The 22667-nt window shown below is 58.9% G+C and carries 16 protein-coding genes; 10 read left to right on the forward strand and 6 right to left on the reverse strand.

Features of this window, described 5'->3' with window-relative positions:
* Window positions 1–86 precede the first annotated feature (86 nt).
* Window positions 87–2069, reverse strand: a complete 1983-nt coding sequence (gene mnmC / locus AC07VO_RS13700) for a bifunctional tRNA (5-methylaminomethyl-2-thiouridine)(34)-methyltransferase MnmC2/FAD-dependent 5-carboxymethylaminomethyl-2-thiouridine(34) oxidoreductase MnmC1 (protein WP_495007590.1) — start codon at window positions 2067–2069, stop codon at window positions 87–89.
* A 320-nt stretch (window positions 2070–2389) separates the two neighbouring features.
* Here mnmC and pap point away from each other — a divergent pair, with 320 nt between their 5' ends.
* Together pap and AC07VO_RS13710 are read left to right on the forward strand one after the other, a co-directional pair.
* A complete protein-coding gene (pap, locus tag AC07VO_RS13705; RefSeq protein ID WP_028938966.1) occupies window positions 2390–3913 on the forward strand; it encodes a polyphosphate:AMP phosphotransferase in 1524 nt (507 codons plus the stop codon).
* 105 nt (window positions 3914–4018) lie between these two features.
* The gene (locus AC07VO_RS13710) at window positions 4019–5203 is read left to right on the forward strand and encodes a thiolase family protein (RefSeq protein ID WP_192350935.1); all 1185 of its coding nucleotides are present in this window, start codon (window positions 4019–4021) and stop codon (window positions 5201–5203) included.
* 86 nt (window positions 5204–5289) lie between these two features.
* Here the strand turns inward: AC07VO_RS13710 and AC07VO_RS13715 are convergent, their stop codons facing one another.
* A complete protein-coding gene (locus AC07VO_RS13715; RefSeq protein ID WP_138867015.1) occupies window positions 5290–5493 on the reverse strand; it encodes a DUF6316 family protein in 204 nt (67 codons plus the stop codon).
* 201 nt (window positions 5494–5694) lie between these two features.
* On the opposite strand from AC07VO_RS13715, the gene AC07VO_RS13720 reads away from it, so the two are divergent.
* Window positions 5695–6654, forward strand: a complete 960-nt coding sequence (locus AC07VO_RS13720; RefSeq protein ID WP_064621206.1) for a DMT family transporter — start codon at window positions 5695–5697, stop codon at window positions 6652–6654.
* 131 nt (window positions 6655–6785) lie between these two features.
* On the opposite strand, the gene AC07VO_RS13725 is transcribed toward AC07VO_RS13720, so the two are convergent.
* Window positions 6786–8180, reverse strand: a complete 1395-nt coding sequence (locus AC07VO_RS13725; RefSeq protein ID WP_086944621.1) for a class II fumarate hydratase — start codon at window positions 8178–8180, stop codon at window positions 6786–6788.
* A gap of 192 nt (window positions 8181–8372) precedes the next feature.
* Between AC07VO_RS13725 and AC07VO_RS13730 the strand changes: the two genes are divergently transcribed.
* From AC07VO_RS13730 to AC07VO_RS13750, 5 genes are all read left to right on the forward strand, one after another.
* A complete protein-coding gene (locus AC07VO_RS13730) occupies window positions 8373–8903 on the forward strand; it encodes a DUF2059 domain-containing protein (protein ID WP_018929867.1) in 531 nt (176 codons plus the stop codon).
* A gap of 12 nt (window positions 8904–8915) precedes the next feature.
* Window positions 8916–9215: a BolA family protein gene (locus AC07VO_RS13735; protein ID WP_007939900.1), complete on the forward strand. Its 300-nt coding sequence runs from the start codon at window positions 8916–8918 to the stop codon at window positions 9213–9215.
* A gap of 102 nt (window positions 9216–9317) precedes the next feature.
* A complete protein-coding gene (trhO, locus tag AC07VO_RS13740; RefSeq protein WP_018929865.1) occupies window positions 9318–10259 on the forward strand; it encodes an oxygen-dependent tRNA uridine(34) hydroxylase TrhO in 942 nt (313 codons plus the stop codon).
* A 36-nt stretch (window positions 10260–10295) separates the two neighbouring features.
* Window positions 10296–10898 (forward strand): DsbA family protein, encoded by a 603-nt coding sequence (locus tag AC07VO_RS13745; protein WP_172901241.1) that lies wholly within the window; start codon window positions 10296–10298, stop codon window positions 10896–10898.
* On the forward strand, window positions 10891–12708 hold the full coding sequence (locus AC07VO_RS13750; RefSeq protein ID WP_086944622.1) for an ABC transporter ATP-binding protein: 1818 nt from the start codon (window positions 10891–10893) through the stop codon (window positions 12706–12708). The genes AC07VO_RS13745 and AC07VO_RS13750 overlap by 8 nt, the downstream gene beginning before the upstream one ends.
* Window positions 12709–12721: 13 nt before the next feature.
* Here the strand turns inward: AC07VO_RS13750 and AC07VO_RS13755 are convergent, their stop codons facing one another.
* Entirely contained in the window at window positions 12722–16915 is a 4194-nt protein-coding gene (locus tag AC07VO_RS13755; RefSeq protein ID WP_086944623.1) for a deaminase domain-containing protein, read from the reverse strand.
* Between the two features lie 218 nt (window positions 16916–17133).
* Here AC07VO_RS13755 and AC07VO_RS13760 point away from each other — a divergent pair, with 218 nt between their 5' ends.
* Together AC07VO_RS13760 and AC07VO_RS13765 are read left to right on the forward strand one after the other, a co-directional pair.
* Window positions 17134–19593 carry an EAL domain-containing protein gene (locus tag AC07VO_RS13760; protein WP_436275193.1) on the forward strand — a complete coding sequence of 820 codons (2460 nt, stop codon included), beginning with the start codon at window positions 17134–17136 and terminating at the stop codon, window positions 19591–19593.
* Window positions 19594–19670: 77 nt separating this feature from the next.
* Window positions 19671–20432: an iron-containing redox enzyme family protein gene (locus AC07VO_RS13765; protein ID WP_218584820.1), complete on the forward strand. Its 762-nt coding sequence runs from the start codon at window positions 19671–19673 to the stop codon at window positions 20430–20432.
* Between the two features lie 60 nt (window positions 20433–20492).
* On the opposite strand, the gene AC07VO_RS13770 is transcribed toward AC07VO_RS13765, so the two are convergent.
* Both AC07VO_RS13770 and AC07VO_RS13775 read right to left on the reverse strand, forming a co-directional pair.
* The gene (locus tag AC07VO_RS13770) at window positions 20493–21419 is read right to left on the reverse strand and encodes a GGDEF domain-containing protein (protein ID WP_018929860.1); all 927 of its coding nucleotides are present in this window, start codon (window positions 21417–21419) and stop codon (window positions 20493–20495) included.
* 374 nt (window positions 21420–21793) lie between these two features.
* Complete coding sequence (locus AC07VO_RS13775; protein ID WP_007939907.1) at window positions 21794–22534, reverse strand: YciK family oxidoreductase; 741 nt, start codon at window positions 22532–22534, stop codon at window positions 21794–21796.
* Window positions 22535–22667 lie beyond the last annotated feature (133 nt).

The raw sequence follows: 22667 nt of genomic DNA on the forward strand, positions 1-22667 counted from the left end.
CGATACCCGCCAAAAACGGCGGGTACCCGGAAACTGACCCGGCTGAATCCCTGGAGTTTTAGACCGATAAGTTATAAGTCGGTGTATCAGACTTTTCCGCGAATCAACTGGCGCAAGGCAAAACGGTTGGGATGGCAGGCCTCGGCCACGGCTTTGGGCAAGGGCAAAGGCTCGTTCTCAAGCCATGCCGCCAACAGTTCGCCGGACAATGGCGCGGTGATCAAACCGCGAGAACCATGACCGCTGTTGACGTAAAACCCATCAAGCCACGGGCAGGGCACGTCGGGCACTTGCCGGGCATCTTTGCTCAGCGCGGCATAGGCATTGGCGAAGCTGGCCTGATCGGCCAGTGGTCCGACGATCGGCAGGTAATCGGGACTGGTGCAGCGGAACGCCGCGCGCCCTTCAAGCTGCTGCGGGTCCAGGTCTTGAACATGCAGGCGGGTGACCAGGTCGGTGGATATTTCTTCGAGCAACGCCAGGTTGCCGAGGTGCTCGGCGACGGTCGGGGTCAGATCATCACTCTTGAAATCGAAGCTGGCGCCAAGCGTGTGTTCGCCCAGACGTGCCGGTGCCACATAGCCTTCGGCGCAGACGACGGTTGCCAGGCTCTGGCTTTCAGGGGTTTGCGCCAGTCGGGTGATCTGGCCGCGAATGCGTTTGAGGGGCAACTCGGCGCTCTGGGGAAAACGCTTGATCTCGGCGGCGCCGGCCAGAATCACCACGGGCGCGCTGGCCAGCAGTGCCTCGCCGTCCCAGGCCTGCCATTGATCCTCCACCTTGCGCAGTTCCAGCACCTCGCGATGGGGCAGCCACTGAATGTTCGTTGAAGACGCCTGCCACTGGCACAACGCAGGAGGATGAACCCAGCCGCCTTCGGGGAAGAACAGGCCGCCGTGCTCCAGTTCGATGCCGGCCCGGGCCTGTGCTTGCGGTTGATCGAGCAGGTGTACCAGGCCTGGCGAAAAAGCCGCGGCCAATTGCGCCTGACGTTCGGCTTCCTTGGCATTGAAGGCCAGTTGCAAGACCCCGCAATCGTCCCAGTCGACGCCGCGCTGCAACTGTTCCAGCAGGCGCCGGGTGTAACCAAAACCGCTGACGATCAATTGCGACAGCGAGGTGCCGTGGGCCGAAAGCTTAAGGTACAGCACACCCTGAGGGTTACCCGAGGCTTCCTGCGCCAGTGCTTCGTGGCGCTCCAACAGGCTCACTTGCCAACCCCGCGCGGCGAGACTGGCGGCGCTGGCGCAACCGGCCAGCCCGGCACCGATCACCAGGGCGCGGCGCTCGCCGGTCGGCGGGGTTGGGCGAGCGAACCAGGGTTTAGTCGCGGCAGGTGATGCGGTCTCTTCAGGCCAGCCAAGAAAGGTGCCCCGCAGGATCTCCCACTTGTGACCGATGCCTGGCGTGCGTTTCATCTTGAAGCCTGCGGCGTTCAACAGACGGCGTACCCAGCCGGTGCTGGTAAACGTGCTGATGGTAGAGCCGGGTGCCGCCAGACGCGCCAGTTCGGCAAACAGCTCGGCAGTCCACATGTCGGGGTTTTTCGCCGGGGCGAAACCGTCGAGGAACCAGGCGTCGATCTGAGCGTCCAGTTGTGGCAACTGCTCCAGTGCATCGCCAATCAGCAGGGTCAGTGTGACGCGGCCATTGCCCAGCACCAGGCGCTGGAAACCTTGATGAATCGCCACGTATTGCGCCAGCAATTGATCGGCGAACGGCTTGAGATCCGGCCATAACGCCAGGGCCCGTTGCAGATCGGCGGTGCTCAGCGGGTACTTTTCGACACTGACAAAATGCAGCCGCGCACCGGCCACTGCGTGCTGTTCGAACAACTGCCAGGCACAGAGAAAATTCAGTCCGGTGCCGAAACCTGTTTCGCCAATCACCAGACGCCCGCCCGCCGGCAATGCGGCGAAGCGGTCGCGCAAATCGTTTTGCTCCAGAAACACGTAACGGGTTTCTTCAAGGCCTGACTGGTCGGAAAAGTACACATCATCGAACACCCGCGAACGCGGGCGACCTTGGTCGTCCCAGTCGAGCTGGGCGTGGGGCAATACAGGTTTCATGGCAGGCTCGGCAACGGCAAGACCGCCATTCTAGCCGATCGCCACGGTGGTGCTTGATCCGTGGCAAGTGCCACATTCGGGGGGCAGGGAGAATCGTCGTTTTGTGGCGAGGGAGCTTGCTCCCGCTCGGGTGCGAAGCAGCCGCAAGTTGGTTGTCTATGTACCCCCGGAGTACAAGTTTTTTGGTATCGGGACGGCTTCGCCGTCCAGCGGGAGCAAGCTCCCTCGCCACAGGGTTCGTATCAGTCTCAAAGATGGATTTGTCCTGCGCATGAGACGTCAATCCGCTAGTCTTGCTCAATCCTGGAAGGAGCGTCTCCATGTTCGAATCCGCCGAAATCGGTCATGCCATTGACAAAGAAACCTATGAAGCCGAAGTGCCGGCCCTGCGTGAAGCCTTGCTCGAAGCGCAGTTCGAACTTCGGCAGCAACACCGTTTTCCAGTGATCATTTTGATCAACGGCATCGAAGGGGCCGGCAAGGGCGAGACGGTCAAGTTGCTCAACGAATGGATGGACCCGCGCCTGATCGAGGTCCGCACCTTCGACCAGCAGACTGACGAAGAGCTGGCTCGACCACCCGCCTGGCGCTACTGGCGGATGCTCCCGGCCAAGGGGCGCATGGGGATTTTCTTCGGTAACTGGTACAGCCAGATGCTGCAAGGGCGGGTTCATGGTTTGTTCAAGGATCCGCGACTCGATCAAGCCATCAACGGCGCCGAGCGACTGGAGAAGATGTTGTGCGACGAAGGCGCGCTGATCTTCAAGTTCTGGTTTCACCTCTCCAAGAAGCAAATGAAAGCGCGGCTCAAGGCGCTGAACGACGATCCGCTGCACAGCTGGCGCATCAGCCCGCTGGACTGGCAACAATCCGCGACCTACGACAAGTTCGTGAAGTACGGCGAACGGGTACTGCGCCGCACCAGCCGCGACTACGCGCCGTGGCACGTGATTGCTGGCCTGGATGCGCGTTATCGCAGCCTGGCGGTTGGCAAGATTCTGCTCGAGGGCCTGCAGAGCGCGCTCAAGAGACCCAGGATTCACCCGCACAAAGTCAGTGCCGCGCCCTTGTCTCCCAGCGTCGATCACGTGAATCTGCTCGACAGCCTGGACCTGACCCTGAACCTGGACAAGGACGATTACGAAGAGCAACTGATTACCGAGCAGGCACGGTTTTCCGGGCTGATGCGCGACAAACGCATGCGTCGTCACGCGTTGATCGCGGTGTTCGAGGGCAACGACGCGGCAGGCAAGGGCGGGGCGATCCGTCGGGTGGCCGCGGCACTCGACCCACGTCAGTACAACATCGTGCCGATCGCCGCGCCTACCGAAGAAGAACGGGCGCAGCCGTATCTCTGGCGGTTCTGGCGGCATATTCCGGCGCGGGGAAAATTCACTGTGTTCGATCGTTCCTGGTATGGCCGGGTGCTGGTGGAGCGCATCGAGGGTTTTTGCAGCGAGGCGGACTGGTTGCGTGCCTACAGCGAGATCAACGACTTCGAAGAGCAGCTCGACGATGCCGGGGTGATCGTGGTCAAGTTCTGGCTGACCATCGACAAACAGACTCAGATGGAGCGCTTCCAGGAGCGCGAAGAGATCCCCTTCAAGCGTTTCAAGATTACTGAAGACGACTGGCGTAACCGCGACAAGTGGGACGATTACCGCGCTGCGGTCGGCGATATGGTCGACCGCACCAGCACCGAGGTATCGCCCTGGACCCTGGTGGAGGCCAACGACAAGCGCTGGGCGCGGGTCAAGGTATTGCGCACCCTCAATGAGGCGCTGGAAGCAGCATTCGAAAAGTCCGACAAACGGGAGAAGAAACTGCAAAAGCGCAAGCGCTGAGCCGATGGTTACGCATACGCGGGGTGAATGATTGTCGCGGTCAGTCATGAGTGGGGCTTATGCTCGATCCAACTCCCGACTGACAACAACAATGAGGTGTATGCCATGCGTGAAGTGGTGATCGTCGACAGCGTGCGGACCGGCCTGGCCAAATCCTTTCGCGGCAAGTTCAACATGACCCGTCCCGATGACATGGCGGCCCACTGTGTCAACGCGCTGCTCACGCGCAATGACGTCGACCCGGCCAGCGTCGAGGATTGCATCGTCGGCGCCGGTTCCAACGAAGGTGCCCAGGGTTACAACATCGGTCGCAACGTCGCGGTGCTGTCGCACCTGGGCATCGGCACGGGTGGCATGACCCTTAACCGCTTCTGTTCGTCGGGCTTGCAGGCCATCGCGATTGCCGCCAATCAGATCGCTTCCGGTTGCAGCGACATCATCGTCGCCGGTGGTGTCGAGTCGATCAGCCTGACCATGAAAAGCGTCAACACTGATCACCTGATCAACCCGCTGCTGAAAGAGCAGGTGCCAGGTATCTATTTCCCCATGGGCCAGACGGCCGAGATCGTCGCGCGTCGTTACAGCGTCAGCCGCGAGGAGCAGGATCTGTACGCCCTGCAAAGCCAGCAACGTACCGCTCTGGCGCAGGCCGCCGGGTTGTTCAACAATGAAATCGTGCCGATGGCGGTGAAGTATCGCGTTGAAGACAAGGCCACCGGCCAGGTGCAGATCCTCGACGGCATTGTCGATCACGATGACTGCAACCGCCCCGACACCACCCTGCAAAGCCTGGCGGGATTGAAACCGGTGTTTGCCGAAGACGGCTCAGTAACGGCCGGCAACTCTTCGCAGCTGTCCGACGGTGCTTCGATGACCCTGGTGATGAGCCTGGAAAAAGCCCTGGCGCTGGGGCTCAAGCCCAAAGCCTTCTTTCGCGGTTTCACCGTGGCCGGGTGCCAGCCGGACGAGATGGGCATCGGCCCGGTGTTCTCGGTGCCGAAGTTGCTCAAGGCCAAGGGGTTGCAGATTGCCGACATTGATTTGTGGGAGCTCAATGAAGCGTTCGCCTCGCAATGCCTGTACAGCCGCGATCGGCTGGAAATCGACAACGACAAATACAACGTCAATGGCGGCTCGATTTCCATCGGCCACCCGTTCGGCATGACCGGTTCGCGTCAGGTCGGGCACATCGTGCGCGAGTTGCAGCGGCGTAACCTGCGTTACGGCATCGTTACCATGTGCGTGGGGGGCGGGATGGGGGCTACGGGGTTGTTTGAGGCGGTGCGGTAATTCCGTGAGGTCGCCTTCGCGGGCAAGCCTCGCTCCTTGTATGTTGCGCTTACACCCCGCGAGAGCAGTTATGCTCGCGGGTGTTGTCATCTCGATGACATGTTCATGCTCAAAGCCTGCATCCGCTCGATATAAGCCTGGATCTCCTTCTCGGCCGTCGCCGGATTATCGAACGGCCCCTCCAGGGTCTGTTCCCGGGTGGTGAAATACAACTCCCCATTGACACGACACAACCGGTCACAGCGAAAGTGCGTGGCGGGGGTGGTGTCCTGGGCGCGCATGCCGTACATGGGCGATCTCCTGCAGAGGGCGGTTTCAATGAGCTTATGCATGAACCCTTTGCAACGCCTGGCGAGCTGATCGACGGCATCCCGTCAATGTCATGGTGCGACCCGCACAGTTTCATTCGCGGCCCGAGGGCAACTGTCCCTGTGTCGCGCTTCGGTCTGAGCCTAGAATGAGCATTCTTGCCAATGGGCTTCGGGGGCAGCATGCATATTTCATCGGGTCGCTGGGTGTACGGTTTATTCCTGGCCTTGCTGACCGCGTTGTTGTGGGGAATTCTGCCGATCAAACTCAAGCAAGTGCTGTTGGTGATGGACCCAGTGACAGTGACCTGGTTTCGCCTGATGGTGTCCGGCGGGTGCCTGTTCATATATCTGGCGGCGACCAGACGCTTGCCGAGTCGCAAAGTCCTCGGCCCGCGCGGTGGCTGGTTGGTGTTGATGGCGGTACTCGGACTGGTCGGCAACTACGTGCTGTACCTGATGGGCCTGAACCTGCTCAGCGCCGGCACCGCACAACTGGTGGTGCAGATGGGCCCGATCATGTTGCTGATCGCCAGTCTGTTCGTGTTCAAGGAGCGTTTCAGCGTGGGGCAGGGGATTGGCCTGCTGGTGCTGCTGATCGGCTTTGCACTGTTCTTCAATCAGCGCCTGGGCGAGTTGCTCACCTCCCTGACCGATTACACCGCGGGTGTGCTGATGGTGCTGTTGGCGTCGACGGTCTGGACCTTCTATGCCTTGGGCCAGAAGCAGTTGCTCACGGTGTGGAACTCGTTGCAGGTGATGATGGTGATTTACCTGTTCTGCGCGCTGTTGCTGACGCCGTGGGTGCATCCGCTGGAAGCGCTGCAACTGAGCCCGCTGCAAGGCTGGTTGCTGCTGGCGTGCTGCTTGAACACCCTGATCGCGTATGGCGCCTTCGCCGAAGCCCTGGCCCATTGGGAAGCGTCGCGGGTCAGCGCGACGCTGGCGATCACGCCGCTGGTGACCTTTGCCGCGGTGGCCGTGGCTGCCTGGTTATGGCCTGATTTTGTGCATGCCGAAACGATCAACGGTCTGGGTTATGGCGGGGCGGTGCTGGTGGTGCTCGGGTCGGCGCTGGTGGCGTTGGGGCCATCGTTGATCGCCGGGCTCAGGGCACGGCGGGTGCGGATGGCAGCCAGTTAGACCGCGTTATCGTTCATCGCGGGCAAGCCACGCTCCCACAGGTTTTGGGTCGCTCACGGGTGTTGTGATTGACACAAATCCTGTGGGAGCGTGGCTTGCCCGCGATGACTGACTGTCGGGCGCTAGAGAACTCAGCCCTTGGCCCCTGCCTCCAGCATATTCTCCGGCCTCACCCACGCATCGAACTCTTCATTGGTCAGATACCCCAACTTCAACGCCGCCTCACGCAGTGTCAGCCCCTCGCTGTAGGCCTTCTTGGCAATCTCGGCTGATTTGTCGTAGCCGATGTGCGGGTTCAGCGCCGTCACCAGCATCAAGCCTCGTTCCAGATGCTCGGCCATTTTCTCGGCATCCGGTTCCAGGCCGGCGATGCAATGCTGCTGGAAGTTGCTGCAGCCGTCGCCCAGCAAGCGGATCGATTGCAGCAGGTTGTGGATGATCACCGGTTTGAACACGTTCAATTGCAGGTGCCCCTGACTGGCGGCAAAACCGATGGCGACGTCATTGCCCAACACTTGGCAGGCCAGCATCGACAGGGCTTCGCACTGAGTCGGGTTGACCTTGCCGGGCATGATCGAGCTGCCCGGCTCGTTGGCCGGCAGTTTCACTTCGGCAAGTCCGCCACGTGGCCCGGAGCCCAGCAGGCGCAGGTCGTTGGCGATTTTCATCAGGGTCACGGCGAGGGTTTTCAGGGCGCCGGACAGCGTGGTCAGTGGCTCATGACCGGCCAGTGCGGCGAATTTGTTCGGCGCGGTGACGAACGGCAGGCCGGAGAGGGCGGCCAGTTCGGCGGCGATCGCTTCGCCAAAACCGTGGGGGGAGTTCAACCCGGTGCCGACCGCGGTGCCGCCCTGGGCCAGTTCACAAACCGCCGGCAACGCGTTGCGGATCGCCCGCTCGGCGTAATCCAGTTGTGCGATGAACGCCGAGAGTTCCTGACCGAAGGTAATCGGCGTGGCGTCCATCATGTGGGTACGACCGGTCTTGACCAGTTTCATGTGCCGCGCGGACAGCTCCGCCAAGCCGCCGGACAACTCAGCGATCGCCGGCAGCAAATGCTGTTGCACCGCCTGAACCGTCGCGATGTGCATGGCCGTGGGGAAGCAGTCGTTGGAACTCTGGGAGCGGTTGACGTGATCGTTGGGGTGCACCGGGCTCTTGCCACCGCGTGGGTTGCCGGCCAGTTCGTTGGCGCGACCGGCGATCACTTCGTTGACGTTCATGTTGCTCTGGGTGCCGCTGCCGGTCTGCCAGACCACCAGCGGGAACTGGTCGTCATGTTGGCCATCGAGCACTTCGTCGGCCGCTTGTTCGATCAGGCGGGCGATGTCGGCGGGCAGGTCGCCATTACGATCGTTGACGCGTGCCGCGGCTTTCTTGATCAGGGCCAGGGCATGCAACACAGCCAGCGGCATGCGTTCGTTGCCAATGGCGAAATTAATCAGCGAGCGTTGCGTCTGAGCGCCCCAGTAAGCGTCATCCGGGACTTCCACCTGGCCCAGGCTGTCGGTTTCGATACGGCTCATCATGCACACTCCTGTAGGTCTGATAGCGCAGTTTAGGCTGTGATCGCCGGTTGTGGTTCCATCAGTCTGGAATTTGACCGTTCAACCCCTCTAAATCAGTCGCGACAAGGCTTGGGGTTGAGCGACACACTTTTTTAGGCGCAGAATGGGCGCCCTTGGGGTTATACCTCGCCTGCTAGAAAAGGAAACTCGATGACTCGTCTTCGTGCCATCTGTACCGCGGTTGCACTGGTTTGCGCCAGCGGCCAGGTTTTTGCCGATACCGCCAGCCACAACGCCAGTGCCGAAGCTTTCCTGACCCTGGCGCACGCTGACAAACTGGGCACTCCGGTGTACATGCAAGTGCAGCAAATGTTCGCTCAGCGCTTTGAACAGACCAAAGCCCCTGAGTCGAAGAAAGCCGTTCTGGAAACTTATCAGGCCAAGGCCAACGCAGCGCTGGACGCAGCCATTGGCTGGAACAAGCTGAAGCCGGACATGGTCAAGCTCTACACCACCAACTTCAGCGAATCCGAGCTCAAGGATCTGGTGGCGTTCTACCAGTCGCCACTGGGCAAGAAAGTCCTGGAAAAAATGCCGCAGCTGACTCAGCAATCGGCCCAGATGACTCAAGCCAAGCTGGAAAGCGCGGTGCCTGTGGTCAACAAACTGCTGGCTGACATGACTAACGAGCTGGATCCTAAAGCCGGCGCCGCTGCTCCTGCAGCCAAGAAAAAGCCTTAAGCGGAGCCGGGTATGACCATGCAACAACGCATCGAATCGACGCTGGGGCTGCTACAGCCCGAGCACCTGCAAGTGCTGGATGAAAGCCATATGCACAGCCGTGGGTTGCAGACCCACTTCAAGGCGGTGGTGGTCAGCCGGCAGTTCGAAGGGCTCAATCGCGTCAAGCGTCACCAGAAGGTGTACGGCACTTTGGGCGAACTGATGGGCGAGTTCCATGCGTTGGCGCTGCATACCTACACGCCGGAGGAATGGGCGCAGATCGATGCGGCTCCGGCCTCGCCGACCTGTGCTGGCGGCAGCAAGCATTAACCCTTGGTTTTTTGCTAGAATCCGCAACGCGCCGCTTACCCGGCGCGTTTTTTTTCGCATCCGGTTCACCCCTTACGAGGGTAGCCACCTGGAGAATTACCCATGACACAACAGATTGTCGTGGCGGCACTGTATAAGTTCGTCACCCTGGAAAATTACGTTGATCTGCGTGAGCCACTGCTGCAAGCGATGATCGACAACGGCATCAAAGGCACGCTGCTGATCGCCGAAGAAGGCATCAACGGCACCGTGTCCGGCAGCCGCGAAGGCATCGACGGGCTGATGGCCTGGCTCAAGAACGACCCGCGCATGGACGACATCGACCACAAAGAGTCGTACTGCGACGAACAGCCGTTCTACCGCACCAAAGTCAAACTCAAGAAAGAAATCGTCACCCTGGGCGTTGAGGGCGTGGACCCGAACAAAAAGGTCGGCACCTATGTGGATCCGCAGAACTGGAACGCACTCATCAGCGATCCGGAAGTGCTGTTGATCGACACCCGCAATGACTACGAAGTCTCGATCGGCACCTTCGAAGGCGCCATCGATCCGAAGACCACCAGTTTTCGCGAATTCCCCGACTACATCAAAGCCAACTTCGACCCGGCCGTGCACAAGAAAGTCGCGATGTTCTGCACCGGCGGCATTCGCTGCGAGAAGGCGTCGAGCTACATGCTCAGCCAGGGTTTCGACGAGGTCTATCACCTCAAGGGCGGCATCCTGAAGTACCTCGAAGAGGTGCCGCAGGAAGAAACCAAATGGCAGGGCGACTGCTTCGTGTTCGATAACCGCGTGACCGTTCGTCACGATCTCAGCGAAGGCGACTACGATCAATGTCATGCCTGTCGTACGCCCGTCAGCGTTGAAGACCGCGCATCCGAGCACTATGTGGCCGGCATCAGTTGCCCGCACTGCTGGGATAAGCTGAGCGAGAAAACCCGTCGCAGTGCCATCGACCGGCAGAAGCAGATCGAACTGGCCAAGGCGCGCAACATGCCGCACCCGATCGGTTACAACTACAAGCAATCCGCTTCCGAGGCTTGAACCATGTCTGCACGCCTGCTCTATGTGATGGATCCGATGTGTTCCTGGTGCTGGGGCTTCGCTCCGGTGGCCAAAGCGCTGGTTGAGCAGGCGCAGGCGGCGGGTGTGGAGTTGCATCTGGTGGTGGGTGGTTTGCGCACCGGCAGTGGCGCGGCGCTGGAGCCGACCACCCGGCGCTATATCCTTGAGCACTGGCAGGCGGTTCACGAGGCCACCGGCCAGCCGTTCAAGTTTGAAGGCGCGTTGCCCGACGGGTTTGTCTACGACACCGAGCCTGCCTGTCGGGCGCTGGTGACTGCGCGCAGCCTGGCGCCGGATTGCGCCTGGACACTGCTCGGGCTGATCCAGCATGCGTTCTATGCTGAAGGTCGCGACGTTACCCGTGCCAGCGTGTTGGTGGAACTGGCGGAGCAGGCCGGTTTGCCACGCATCGAATTTGCCGCAGCCTTCGATCGTGCCGATCAGCACGCTGCGACCGCCGCCGATTTCACTTGGGTCCAGGACCTGGGTATTGCCGGTTTTCCGACCTTGCTGGCAGAGCGCAATGGTCAATTGGCGCTGCTGACCAATGGCTATCAGCCCTTGAGCGAGTTGTCACCGTTGCTCGGCCGCTGGCTGGAGCGCGCTGCCTGTGCATGATCTGCCCGATGATGCAGCAGCTCCCAAACGTGTCGATCGGCTGAGCTGGGCGGAAGTCCGCCGCCTGGCCCTACACCATAAAAAATCCCTGTGGATCGCCAACGGCGTTGCGGTATTGGCAACGCTGTGCAGCGTGCCGATCCCGTTGCTGTTGCCGTTGCTGGTGGACGAAGTGCTGCTGGGCCACGGTGACGTTGCACTGAAAGTCATGAACCACGCGCTGCCCGACGTCTGGCAGAAAGCCGCGGGTTATATCGGCCTGATGCTGCTGGTGACCCTGGCGCTGCGTTGCGCCGCGTTGTTGTTCAACGTGGTGCAGGCGAAATTGTTTGCGGCGCTGGCCAAGGACATCGTGTATCGGATTCGGGTGCGGTTGATCGACCGGCTCAAGCGCATCTCGCTGGGCGAATACGAAAGCCTGGGCAGTGGCACGGTGACCACGCACCTGGTCACCGACCTGGACACGCTGGACAAATTCGTCGGCGAAACCCTCAGTCGTTTCCTCGTGGCGATGCTGACATTGGTGGGCACCGCATCGATCCTGATGTGGATGCACTGGAAACTCGCGCTGCTGATTCTGCTGTTCAACCCGCTGGTGATCTACGCCACGGTGCAGTTGGGCAAGCGGGTCAAACATCTGAAGAAGCTCGAGAACGACAGCACCTCACGCTTCACCCAAGCCTTGACCGAAACCCTGGACGCCATCCAGGAAGTGCGTGCCGGTAATCGTCAGGGTTTTTTCCTCGGACGGTTGGGGCAGCGAGCGCGGGAAGTGCGCGATTACGCGGTGAGCTCGCAGTGGAAAACCGATGCATCGAATCGGGCCAGCGGTTTGCTGTTCCAGTTCGGCATCGATATTTTCCGCGCCGCGGCCATGCTCACCGTGCTGTTTTCCGACCTGTCCATCGGCCAGATGCTGGCGGTGTTCAGCTACCTGTGGTTCATGATCGGTCCGGTGGAACAGCTGCTCAATCTGCAGTACGCCTTTTATGCCGCTGGTGGTGCGCTGTCGCGGATCAACGAGTTGCTGGCCCGTGCCGACGAGCCGCAATACACCGGCAGTGTCGATCCGTTCCAAGGGCGCGACACGGTGGGCATCGAAGTGCAGGGGCTGAGTTTCGGCTACGGCGACGAGTTGGTGCTGAATCAAATGAACCTGTCGATTGCCCCCGGTGAAAAAGTCGCGATTGTCGGCGCCAGCGGTGGAGGCAAAAGTACCCTGGTGCAGTTGCTGCTGGGCTTGTACACGCCGCTGGCCGGGACTATCCGTTTCGGTGGTTCGACTCAGCAAGAAATCGGCCTGGAAACCGTGCGCGAAAATGTCGCCGTGGTCCTGCAACATCCCGCCCTGTTCAACGACACCGTGCGCGCCAACCTGACCATGGGCCGCGAACGCAGTGACGAGGCCTGCTGGCAGGCACTGGAAATTGCTCAGTTGCAACACACGGTGCGTGAACTGCCCAATGGCCTGGACAGTATCGTCGGGCGATCCGGCGTGCGTTTATCCGGCGGGCAGCGTCAACGCCTGGCGATTGCCCGAATGGTGTTGGCCGAGCCCAAAGTGGTGATCCTCGACGAAGCCACGTCCGCACTGGACGCGGCCACTGAGTACAACCTGCACCAGGCGCTGGCGCGGTTCTTGAGCCACCGCACCACGTTGATCATTGCGCATCGATTGTCGGCCGTGAAGCAGGCTGATCGGGTGCTGGTGTTCGATGGCGGGCAGGTTGCCGAGGATGGCGACCATCAGCAGTTGATTGCCGATGGTGGTTTGTACGCCAAGCTGTATGGGCATTTGCAGCAGCACTGATAAAGTCGCGAAGTCATTTCCAGGTCACTTGCAGTGCACCAGGGCTACCGTCATAACCAAATTGCTTCATGACGACGGCGCATGAGTCGCAAGGCGCCATAGTGGTGGCTATCGTGATGGAATCAAGATCTTTAGGGTCAGGGTATTTGGTTCGTATGACGCTGATGAGCTTGCTTTCGGTGTCCAGCGAAGTGGGGCGAGATGTGAGCGCAGGCGTGTACGTCTCAATATTGTCGATGGTGTGGGGGATCGCCTGTAGCTTGCCTTGGGGAGTTACGCTAAGTGCCGTCTCCGGGAAGCGCATTCCATTATCTATATTGAAGTAACTCGTACTGCCGACTTTTACTTCATCCATATTTCTGTTTTTGGCAAACAACGGCAAAAAGCCGGTGTCACGCTTGCTACCGGATACGCTGACATACACTTCACGCACCCCTGCCTTGGTCTTTATTTCGACGAACGCAATGTTCCTGGGGTTGTGCAAAGGCCGACCGGTTTTTTGCCTGATAAGTTCTTGTAGTTGCCGCATTGTGTCATCGATTTTTAATGCCTTGGGTCCGCCCTGAACCGACGACTCCAAGGTTATGACGGTTTTCTGAAACAGTGTGTTGAAAACCTCCGCAGTCGTATCCCGCACGCTGTCCGGCGTAGCCTTGGACAAGGACCAGGTCGCGGCGCCATCGGTGGAGTTCCTGATGATCATTCTTGTGGAGTGATCGAACAGGGCCGCTTCTGCTGGGCTGGTATCGACCTTGAGCAATCTGAGCGTATCGGGCGGATTGGCATGGCTACCGATCGAAATGGCAATTTCATCCATGGCTCTCAATGCGCGCTCCACCGCTTCCTGGCCATGGATTCTTACCATGTTATTGGAGTTCAGTGAGCCGGTGTACACCACCATTAACTCTTTCCTCAGTTCGTCAGGAAGGGTGTCGGCTTTTCTGAAGGTCAGGAGGTCTTTAGCGCTTTGGCCCTTTGCGCGCGAGGTAACGTAAAAGTCTCCCGCGCTCAGCCGCGTGAACACGTAATGTTTTGAACCGTCGATTGACTCTACGATAGTTGCGCCCACGCGAAATTTATCGACGAGTTTTTGCCCGGATACGGGAACGCTGACCATGACCCGCCCATACATCCCTTTCTGAAACTCCAGTACGGCCTTGAGGGATGAATTGGCAGCTATTGAGGACACTTGCATCGGTGCCCTGCCTGTTGCGGGGGTGTAAATGGCGTCTCCGAACCAGGGGGCCCAGCCTTTGGTTTCATCGAAAGTAGCGATAGCAGGGGTAGGAGCCGGGTCGCGAGTGACGTAGCTTGTTTGACACAGCTCGGGACCAGGGGCGCGACGTACCCGGCAAGGCAAGGATCTGAACATTGCCTGATCATCAATCAAGTCGGCACGGCGCAGTTGGTTGCCGTCCAGACGATAGGGAATGTCATCAACGAACAGTGTGGTTCGACCATCGACCTCAAGTACTTCACGGACATGGGCGTCTTTCGGAAGTTCTACCAGGACGTGGGATTCGGTAGGAGATAACGTTTTGAAGGTTGACCGGCCCTGTACGAGGTTTTTGCTGTGATTGTGCAGGCGGGGGCCGTAGGGCAAGGATGTCACTGGATCGACGGGGTGGAATCGGGTCAGGTCCGATGGGCTGGTATTGCGCACAAGTACATCATCGACACCGTTGACCGTTGCCAGTCGATCACCGCTTGCCAGCGGCTTCCAGCGCCCCGGATCGGTCGTCTGGGGCAGGTTGTGCACCAGTCGGTAGCTGTCGGCGTGTCCTGTCAGTTTCTTGAACCCGCTAACACCAATGCGTCCCGCCGTATGCAGTCCTTTCCACGCACCGCTTCCCAGTGTCTTGAGTAGTGTCGGGACCCCATCCAGCGGATTGAGGTTGCTCAGGGAAGCGGTCAGGAGTTTTCGGGTCAATGTTGAAAAGGAAGGCAGACTTGCTTTGACGGTCATTTGCGAGGCTTTGGCGCCCGCCCTGATCAGCCGCACCGAACCTGACATGAATTTCCCGACTGGGGTGAGGAATGAAGCCAGGTCCAGCACGACTCCGGCTACGCCTATGAGTATCTGCTCAATTTTGCCCGACAAAATGTCCTCGATACTGCCCCAGAAGGGTACAAGCCCTTTGGCTATTTCCAGGGTCGTACTGATCCTTTGTTCGCTTCTGGTCCTGATGGTGTCGAATGCCGTCACGCCGCGAGACTGGGTACGCAACAGCTGTTCGTCGACGAACAGGAAGTTCGTTGCAATGTAGTGGGCCACTGCATTCAAACGGGAGGATGCCAGCGCTGTTACTTCGCTATCGTTAACGGCTGCGATTGGCGATACAACTGTGGGCACGTCGCCTACCACGCCGAGGATCGCCACGCAGTACGCTCTTTCAGCAGGCTGCGTGCCATTTAAGTGAGCGGCCCAATCGAGAAGCAGCGTAGTGCTGATTTCAGCAGTATATGTTTGTCCGGGGATCGAGGCGTGCAATGGAAACGTGGTGCGAACCCCGTTGACTGTTGAAACTCTCAGGTGGGGTCGACGACGAATGACGCCAGCATTCGGGATCAGTTCGTAATAGGTAATTTCATGATTGTGGGTCACCTGTAGAACGAAACCTTTTCTTGGCCGGATGTCTCCCCTTGCCTTGATGAGTTTTTCGTCCAGGTGCAGGCTCAGCAAGCGGACGTCACCCCGTTCAAGGGCCTGGCGGTCGGTCAGTGGCAGTGAGGTCAGCAAACTGGCGATCAGGGGCTGATAGGCCGTCCTGATTTTCGAGAGGTAGTTTGTGAAGTCTGTTTCAAACTGCGTGTTGATATCGGGCAACGTCTTGCCTCCGTATCTGGTAATCACACGCCTTTCGATCCCCTCATGATCCTTGCGAAAGAGTTCCTCATGACGCAGGATTCGCTTGTCGTCGATCTTGATCCAGTGACGGGTTCGTGTTTTTCCGTCGGACCGGGTTACAAACCATTTTCTCTTGTCATCGAATTGGCCGTCGGCATAGACATCCAGGAATGCATAGCCTGGCAGCTTCAATGAGGGCGTGTCTTTGGGGCCGCCGCTCGGTGGATCATCGCGCAGCAACTTGAGCCCGTCCGATTCGAACATGGCCTCGCCAAACAGATCATCCTTTACCCGTTTGGCCATCTTCAATCTTTCAGGGGGTGGCAAGTCCAGTGCCATAATGGCGTTGTTCAGGCTCTTGCTGTGGCTTTCCAGCGCCGCCATCGCCCGCTTCATATCGTCCTCGTCGTAATCGGATTTTGTTCGCGATTGAACGATGCCGCAGCAGACCGCCCATTCCAGTGCCGGCCCCATCCTCAGTCGAGTTATCTGCTCAAGTTGTTCGGGCGAGGCGTCGGCGCTCCGGCTCAGGGGCAAGTCGACGAGTTGTTGAAAGGACAGCGCTTGCAATCGATCAAGGCCGAGTTCATCTGCCAGCAGCACGCCGTGCATGAAGTTCACCCACACCACCGAACTTTTGTAAGGAAGGTCGGACGGGATATCGCGCACAGCGAAGTCCTTTGAGAGGCGGGTCTCGAACACCCGCGCGAGAAAGGCCGCCTCTTTTGCATCGGTCACCCGGTTGGTGCGCAGCAAGTGCTGTTCAAAATCGCTGCGCAGGGCCTGGTAGCTTTTGCCCCAGTGAGCCGTGTCTTGCCAGCGGAATCCGGCGACTTCCTGCGGCTCATCCGCTGACGGGGCTTGCAAGTAAAGGCATATGGCTTTGCATACGAGCTGATGGCGCACGGACGCCGAAGTTTGTTCGCCAGGGCCTGCGCCATACCACCTGAGCATCTTGAGCAGCCTGTCCCCCAACTCTTTCGCTTCGACTGTGTTCAGTATTCGCTGGAGGAATACAGACGGCGTTGCTCGCAGTTGATCCATGGAGGTGGAAGCCAGTACCGAGGCGCCAAGATGACCGATTAACGAACGCTTGCCATTCAGGAAAGCCTTCACGATGTTGGTGATTTGAACATCGATGCGTTTTGCCTTGTAAGTGTCGATGGTCATGTGTTGCGCGAGGTTGGGGCCCCCGCGTTGAATAAGCTTGAACCCTCGTCGATCCTGGGCGGTGGTGCGCAGGCCGAAGTTTTCGATATCCGGGCCGTCGTCGAGTCCCAGAGCCTGTCTGGCGCGAAATTCTTCGTCTGCCGGTGACAGCGCCGGTTGATCGGGTGAAGGTGAAGACGTCTCTGTCATGTTGCACTCCTTTGAAAGGGATCCCGTAACGGATAGGGGGAGCCCGAAGTGCCCAGTAAACAGATCTCCAAACTGGCCTTGGCGGTATATATCTATATGGGGCGCACGTGTACGGCGTTGAGGTCGATCCTCTGCTTGCCGGTTTCGAGAACGCACCCTAGTCTAGCTGTAGCGATCACGTTGGATGATGATCTGGCGGTGCTAAAACAAGGGACCTCATGAATCAAGCGCGGACTCTCGGAACGCCACGGCTGTTGGGCATCGTCTGGCCATTTATTGCCGTTGTGTTGTTTCAGGCACTGTTGGGCGGCGTCAGTCTTTACGTTCTTTCAGCGGTTCGTGGCTACGTCGGCGGTGAGAGCCTGTGGTCCAAGGGCCAGAAAGACGCCATCTATTACCTCAATCTCTACGCCGACAGTCGCGACGAGACGATTTTTCTCAAATACCAGAACGCGATTGCCGTGCCTCAGGGCGGCCATGAGTTGCGTATGGCGCTGGATCATCAGCCACCGAATATCGAGGCCGCGCGGCTCGCGATTCTCAAGGGCGGCAATCACCCGGACGACGTCCCCAGCCTGATTTGGCTGTACCTCAATTTCCGGCATTTCAGTTACCTGGAAAAAGCCATCGAGCTCTGGACGATCGGTGACGCGTACCTGGTGCGGCTCGATGACGTCGCGCGGGAAATGCATCAGGGTATCGTCGATAACCAGGCCACCGATGCCGACATCAAGCGCTGGAAGGTGCAGATTTTGGCCATCAACGATGGTGTGACGCCCCCTGCCAAAGCGTTCAGCGATGCCTTGGGCGAGGGCTCGCGCATGATTCTCCGGCTGCTGCTGGCGACGAACCTCGCCACCGCGCTGGGCCTGATCGTGCTGGCGTTGCTGCGTACCCACAAACTGCTCGAACAGCGGCATGCCTTCGCCGATGCCTTGCAGTTGGAGAAAGACCGGGCGCAGATCACCCTGCAATCGATTGGCGACGGGGTGATCACCACCGACGTCGAGGGCGCGATTGCCTACATGAACCCGGCCGCCGAGGCCTTGACTCACTGGAAGGCCGAACAGGCGACGGGGTTGCCATTGGCGGCGCTGTTCAATCTGCTGGACGAGAACGCTCAGGCCGACGGTTTTACCTTGATCGAACACATTTTGAGCGGCCAGCTCAGCGGCGGCAGCGAACATTCCAAACTGATCCAGCGACTGGATGGCAGCACGGTTTCGGTCACCCTGGTCGGTGCGCCGATCCGTAACGCGGGCAAGGTCAGTGGCACCGTGCTGGTGCTGCATGACATGACCCAGGAGCGGCAGTACATCGCCAATCTGTCCTGGCAGGCGACCCATGACGCCTTGACCGGGCTGACCAACCGCCGCGAATTCGAATATCGCCTGGAACAGGCCCTGCATAGCCTGATGCGACAAGCGGGGCGTCACGCCTTGATGTTCCTCGATCTGGATCAATTCAAACTGGTCAACGACACCTGCGGTCATGCTGCCGGCGATGAGTTGTTGCGGCATATTTGTGCGTTGCTGCAATCAGGATTGCGCGAAGGCGACACCCTGGCCCGATTGGGTGGTGACGAGTTCGGCATTCTGTTGGAAAACTGTGCGCCGGAAGCGGCTGAGAAAATTGCCGAAGTCCTGCGCCAGACTGTGCAGAACCTGCATTTTGTCTGGAAAGGCCGACCGTTCGTGACCACGGTGAGCATTGGTCTGGTGCACGTCACTCAGAGTCCGGCCACCCTCGAGGCCTCGCTGCGAGCCGCTGATATGGCCTGTTACATGGCCAAGGAAAAGGGCCGCAACCGGGTTCAGGTCTATCACGCCGACGATTCGGAGCTGTCCCTGCGCTATGGCGAGATGGCTTGGGTGCAGCGCCTGCACATGGCGTTGGAGGAGGACCGCTTTTGCCTGTACTCCCAGGAAATCGCGCCTCTGGGTCTTGGCGAGCGGGACGGCGGACATATCGAAATCCTGCTGCGCCTGCATGACGAAGCCGGGCGCATGATTCTGCCGGACAGTTTCATTCCGGCCGCCGAGCGTTATGGTTTGATGACGTCGCTTGACCGCTGGGTGGTGGAGAACGTTTTCAAGGTCATTGCCCAGGCCATCGCCCAAGAGGGCGAAGAGCCGCTGGCCATGTGTGCGATAAATCTGTCAGGTATTACTATCGGAGATGAGGCGTTTCTGGACTTCCTTCGTGAACAGTTTGTTGCATATTCAATTCCGCCTGAAATGATTTGTTTTGAAATTACAGAAACCAGCGCGATTTCCAATTTGCCTAGCGCAATTAGATTTATTAATGAACTCAAAGGCTTAGGTTGCCACTTCTCATTAGATGACTTCTGTGCCGGTATGTCCTCATTCGCTTACCTGAAACATTTACCTGTAGACTTCCTGAAGATCGACGGGAGTTTCGTAAAGGATATGCTGGACGACCCGATTAACCGCGCCATGGTCGAAGTGATCAATCACATCGGGCATGTCATGGGTAAGCGCACGATTGCCGAGTTCGTTGAAACACCTCAGATCGAGCAGGCATTGCTGGAGATCGGGGTGGATTACGCTCAAGGGTATCTGATTGAACGCCCGCATCTGTTTACCTGCGACAGTTTACAAAGTCGTCCTGCCAGACCCCGGCCTTTGTTATTCAAGGCGCCCGGCACATTCCGTTGAAAGCTCCTGTCGATCTTGAAATCACAATCAAAAGGAGCGCGACAGTGATCGACACATTCAACAGAACCGGACCCCTCATGGAAGCTGCAAGTTACCCCGCCTGGGCTCAGCAATTGATTCAGGATTGCAGTGAGAGCAAGCGCCGCGTCGTCGAACATGAACTGTACCAGCGGATGCGCGATAACAAGCTCAGCGCAAAAACCATGCGTCAGTACCTCATTGGTGGCTGGCCGGTGGTCGAACAGTTCGCCTTATACATGGCACAGAACCTGGCCAAGACCCGTTTTGCACGCCACCCTGGCGAAGACATGGCGCGTCGCTGGCTGATGCGCAATATTCGCGTCGAACTGAACCATGCCGATTACTGGGTGCACTGGAGCCGTGCTCACGGTATCAGCCTGGAAGATCTGCAGGCGCAACAGGTTGCCCCTGAACTTCACGCCTTGAGTCACTGGTGCTGGCACACCAGTTCGTCGGACTCGTTGATCGTGGCTATCGCCGCCACCAACTATGCCATCGAGGGTGCTACCGGGGAGTGGTCGGCGCTGGTCTGTTCCAGTGGTGTCTATGCGGCATCGTTCCCCGAGGAAGATCGCAAGCGGGCCATGAAGTGGTTGAAGATGCACGCCCAGTACGACGATGCCCATCCTTGGGAAGCGCTGGAAATCATCTGCACCCTGGCGGGGCTGAACCCGAGCAAATCCCTGCAAATGGAATTGCGTCAGGCAGTCTGCAAAAGTTACGACTACATGTACCTGTTCCTGGAGCGATGCATGCAGTTGGAACTGGCGGCAAAAGCCCCGGTAGTCCGTGAGCGGATGGCGTTGGCCGAGAGCTAAAAGACGCAGCCTACGGCAGCTTGTAGGAGCTGCCGTAGGCTGCGATCTCTTCGAAAATATCTACCCCGCCATCGCCAACCGGTTACGCCCCTCGCGCTTGGCCACATACAGCGCACTGTCGGCTCGTCGCAACAGGCTCTCGGCAGACTCGCCGGGCAGCAGGGTCGAGCAACCCAGGCTGACCGTCAGTTCGATGGTCTTGCCTTCGGCCACATAGTCCTGGGCCTGCGCAGCGAACCGCAGTCGTTCGCCGACCATGGCCGCGGCTTCCCGGCTGGTGTTGGACAGCAGGATCATGAATTCTTCGCCTCCAAACCGGAACACCATGTCCACGTTACGCAACTGGCTTTTGATCGAGGCCGCGACGGCCTTGAGCACTTCATCGCCGGCGCTGTGCCCGTAGGTGTCGTTGATCTGTTTGAAGTGATCGATGTCCAGCATCAGCAACGACAGGGGCTGTGAGTGTCGGCGCGACATCTCGATTTCCCGTTGCAGCGTCTGATCCATCGCGATGCGATTGCCGGTGTCGGTCAGCGGGTCGCGCAAGGCGCTTTGGGTGGCGGCACGGTAGAGCAGGGCATTGCGCATCGGGTAGAGAAGCGCTGATAACAGCGATTCCAGATGGCCTTGCTCTTCATCGCTGAAACGCTGATTGCGACGGAACACCAGTTCACCCAATTGCTCGCCTTCATGACTGAGGCTGTAGCTGATCGAATGATGACCTCGCTGGCCGAACTGCAGGCGCAAGTCGCTGGGCTGATGCTCATAATTCAAGGCATCCAGCGGTACAAGGCGCTGAATTTCACGGAAGAAAAGTCCGAGAATACGTTGCGGCTCAAGACTGGTTTGCAGTTGCAGGCCCAGCTCCTGACGCAACTGCGCAAGACTGACGGGCCGCTCCAGAAGGGGAGGCTGCTGACCAAAGCCCAGGCGTTGCAATTTGGCGCTGTCGAAGTCAATTGCGTTGGTCTGGGAAGGCGATTTCATATGGCGTGAGCCCCTAAACAGTAAGACTGTCTTACAGGCTGGGTGAGAGCGGCTTTGGGCTGCGCGTCATACTGGTCCATCAGTCCCGTAGGACATTTGGCACGAGTTTAGTCCGCTTTGCCGAAGATTAGTAACCTCTCGGCTCGAGCTCTGCCCCGTCTGCTTTCACACGGCGTGTCTGAGCAAAATTAGAGCGAAAGTCGTGCCATTCGGTTCAGTCGGTTAAAAAGCGTTCTAAATCAACAAGGTTGGGGAGGTTGCGAAGGATGGTGTCGGGGGTATTGGCATTTATTTGACTTGAAACAGCAACAGTTATCACGGGCTTTGCGTGCCGCGACGGGAAGTCGTCGCGGCACAAAAGCGACGCACGGGCATTACTGAGCGTCGAACGCCTGACCGTTGATGCCGGTACTGTCCGGCCCCATCAAGTAAAGGTAGACCGGCATGATCTCCTCGGGTGTCGGGTTGTTCAGCGGATTTTCCCCAGGGTAGGCCTGAGCGCGCATGCTGGTGCGGGTGGCGCCGGGGTTGATGCTGTTGGAGCGCACGGGGGCGACGGTGTCTACTTCGTCGGCCAGGGTTTGCATCAGGCCTTCAGTGGCGAACTTGGACACGCCGTAAGCGCCCCAATATGCACGACCCTTGCGACCGACGCTGCTGGAGGTGAACACCACCGAGGCGTCCTGCGATAGCTTGAGCAGCGGCAGCAGGGTGCTGGTGAGCATGAACATGGCGTTGACGTTGACCTGCATGACGCGCATGAAGTTCTCGCCGGACAACTGCTCGATCGGTGTGCGTGGGCCGATGATCGACGCGTTGTGAAGCAAGCCGTCGAGGTGGCCGAATTCGGTTTCGATCATGGCCGCCAGTTCATCGTATTGGTGGGGCAGGGCGGTTTCCAGGTTGAACGGGATCACCACCGGTTGTGGATGCCCGGCCGCTTCGATTTCGTCGTAGACCTGAGTCAGATTGGCTTCGGTCTTGCCCAGCAGTAACACGGTGGCGCCATGAGCGGCGTAGGTTTTCGCGGCGGCAGCACCGATGCCTCGGCCAGCGCCGGTGACCAGGATGACCCGGTCCTTGAGCAATTCAGGACGGGCGGAATAATCAAACATAAAAAACCTCAACACAATTCAACAGGCAGGCATCGTATTTGTGGCGAGGGAGCTTGCTCCCGCTCGGCTGCGAAGCAGTCGTAAACCTGCAAATGCGACATACCTGACACTGCGCGATAATAAAAGGGGCCGT

It is taken from the genome of Pseudomonas sp. GW821-FHT03E01 (genome assembly GCF_059420765.1).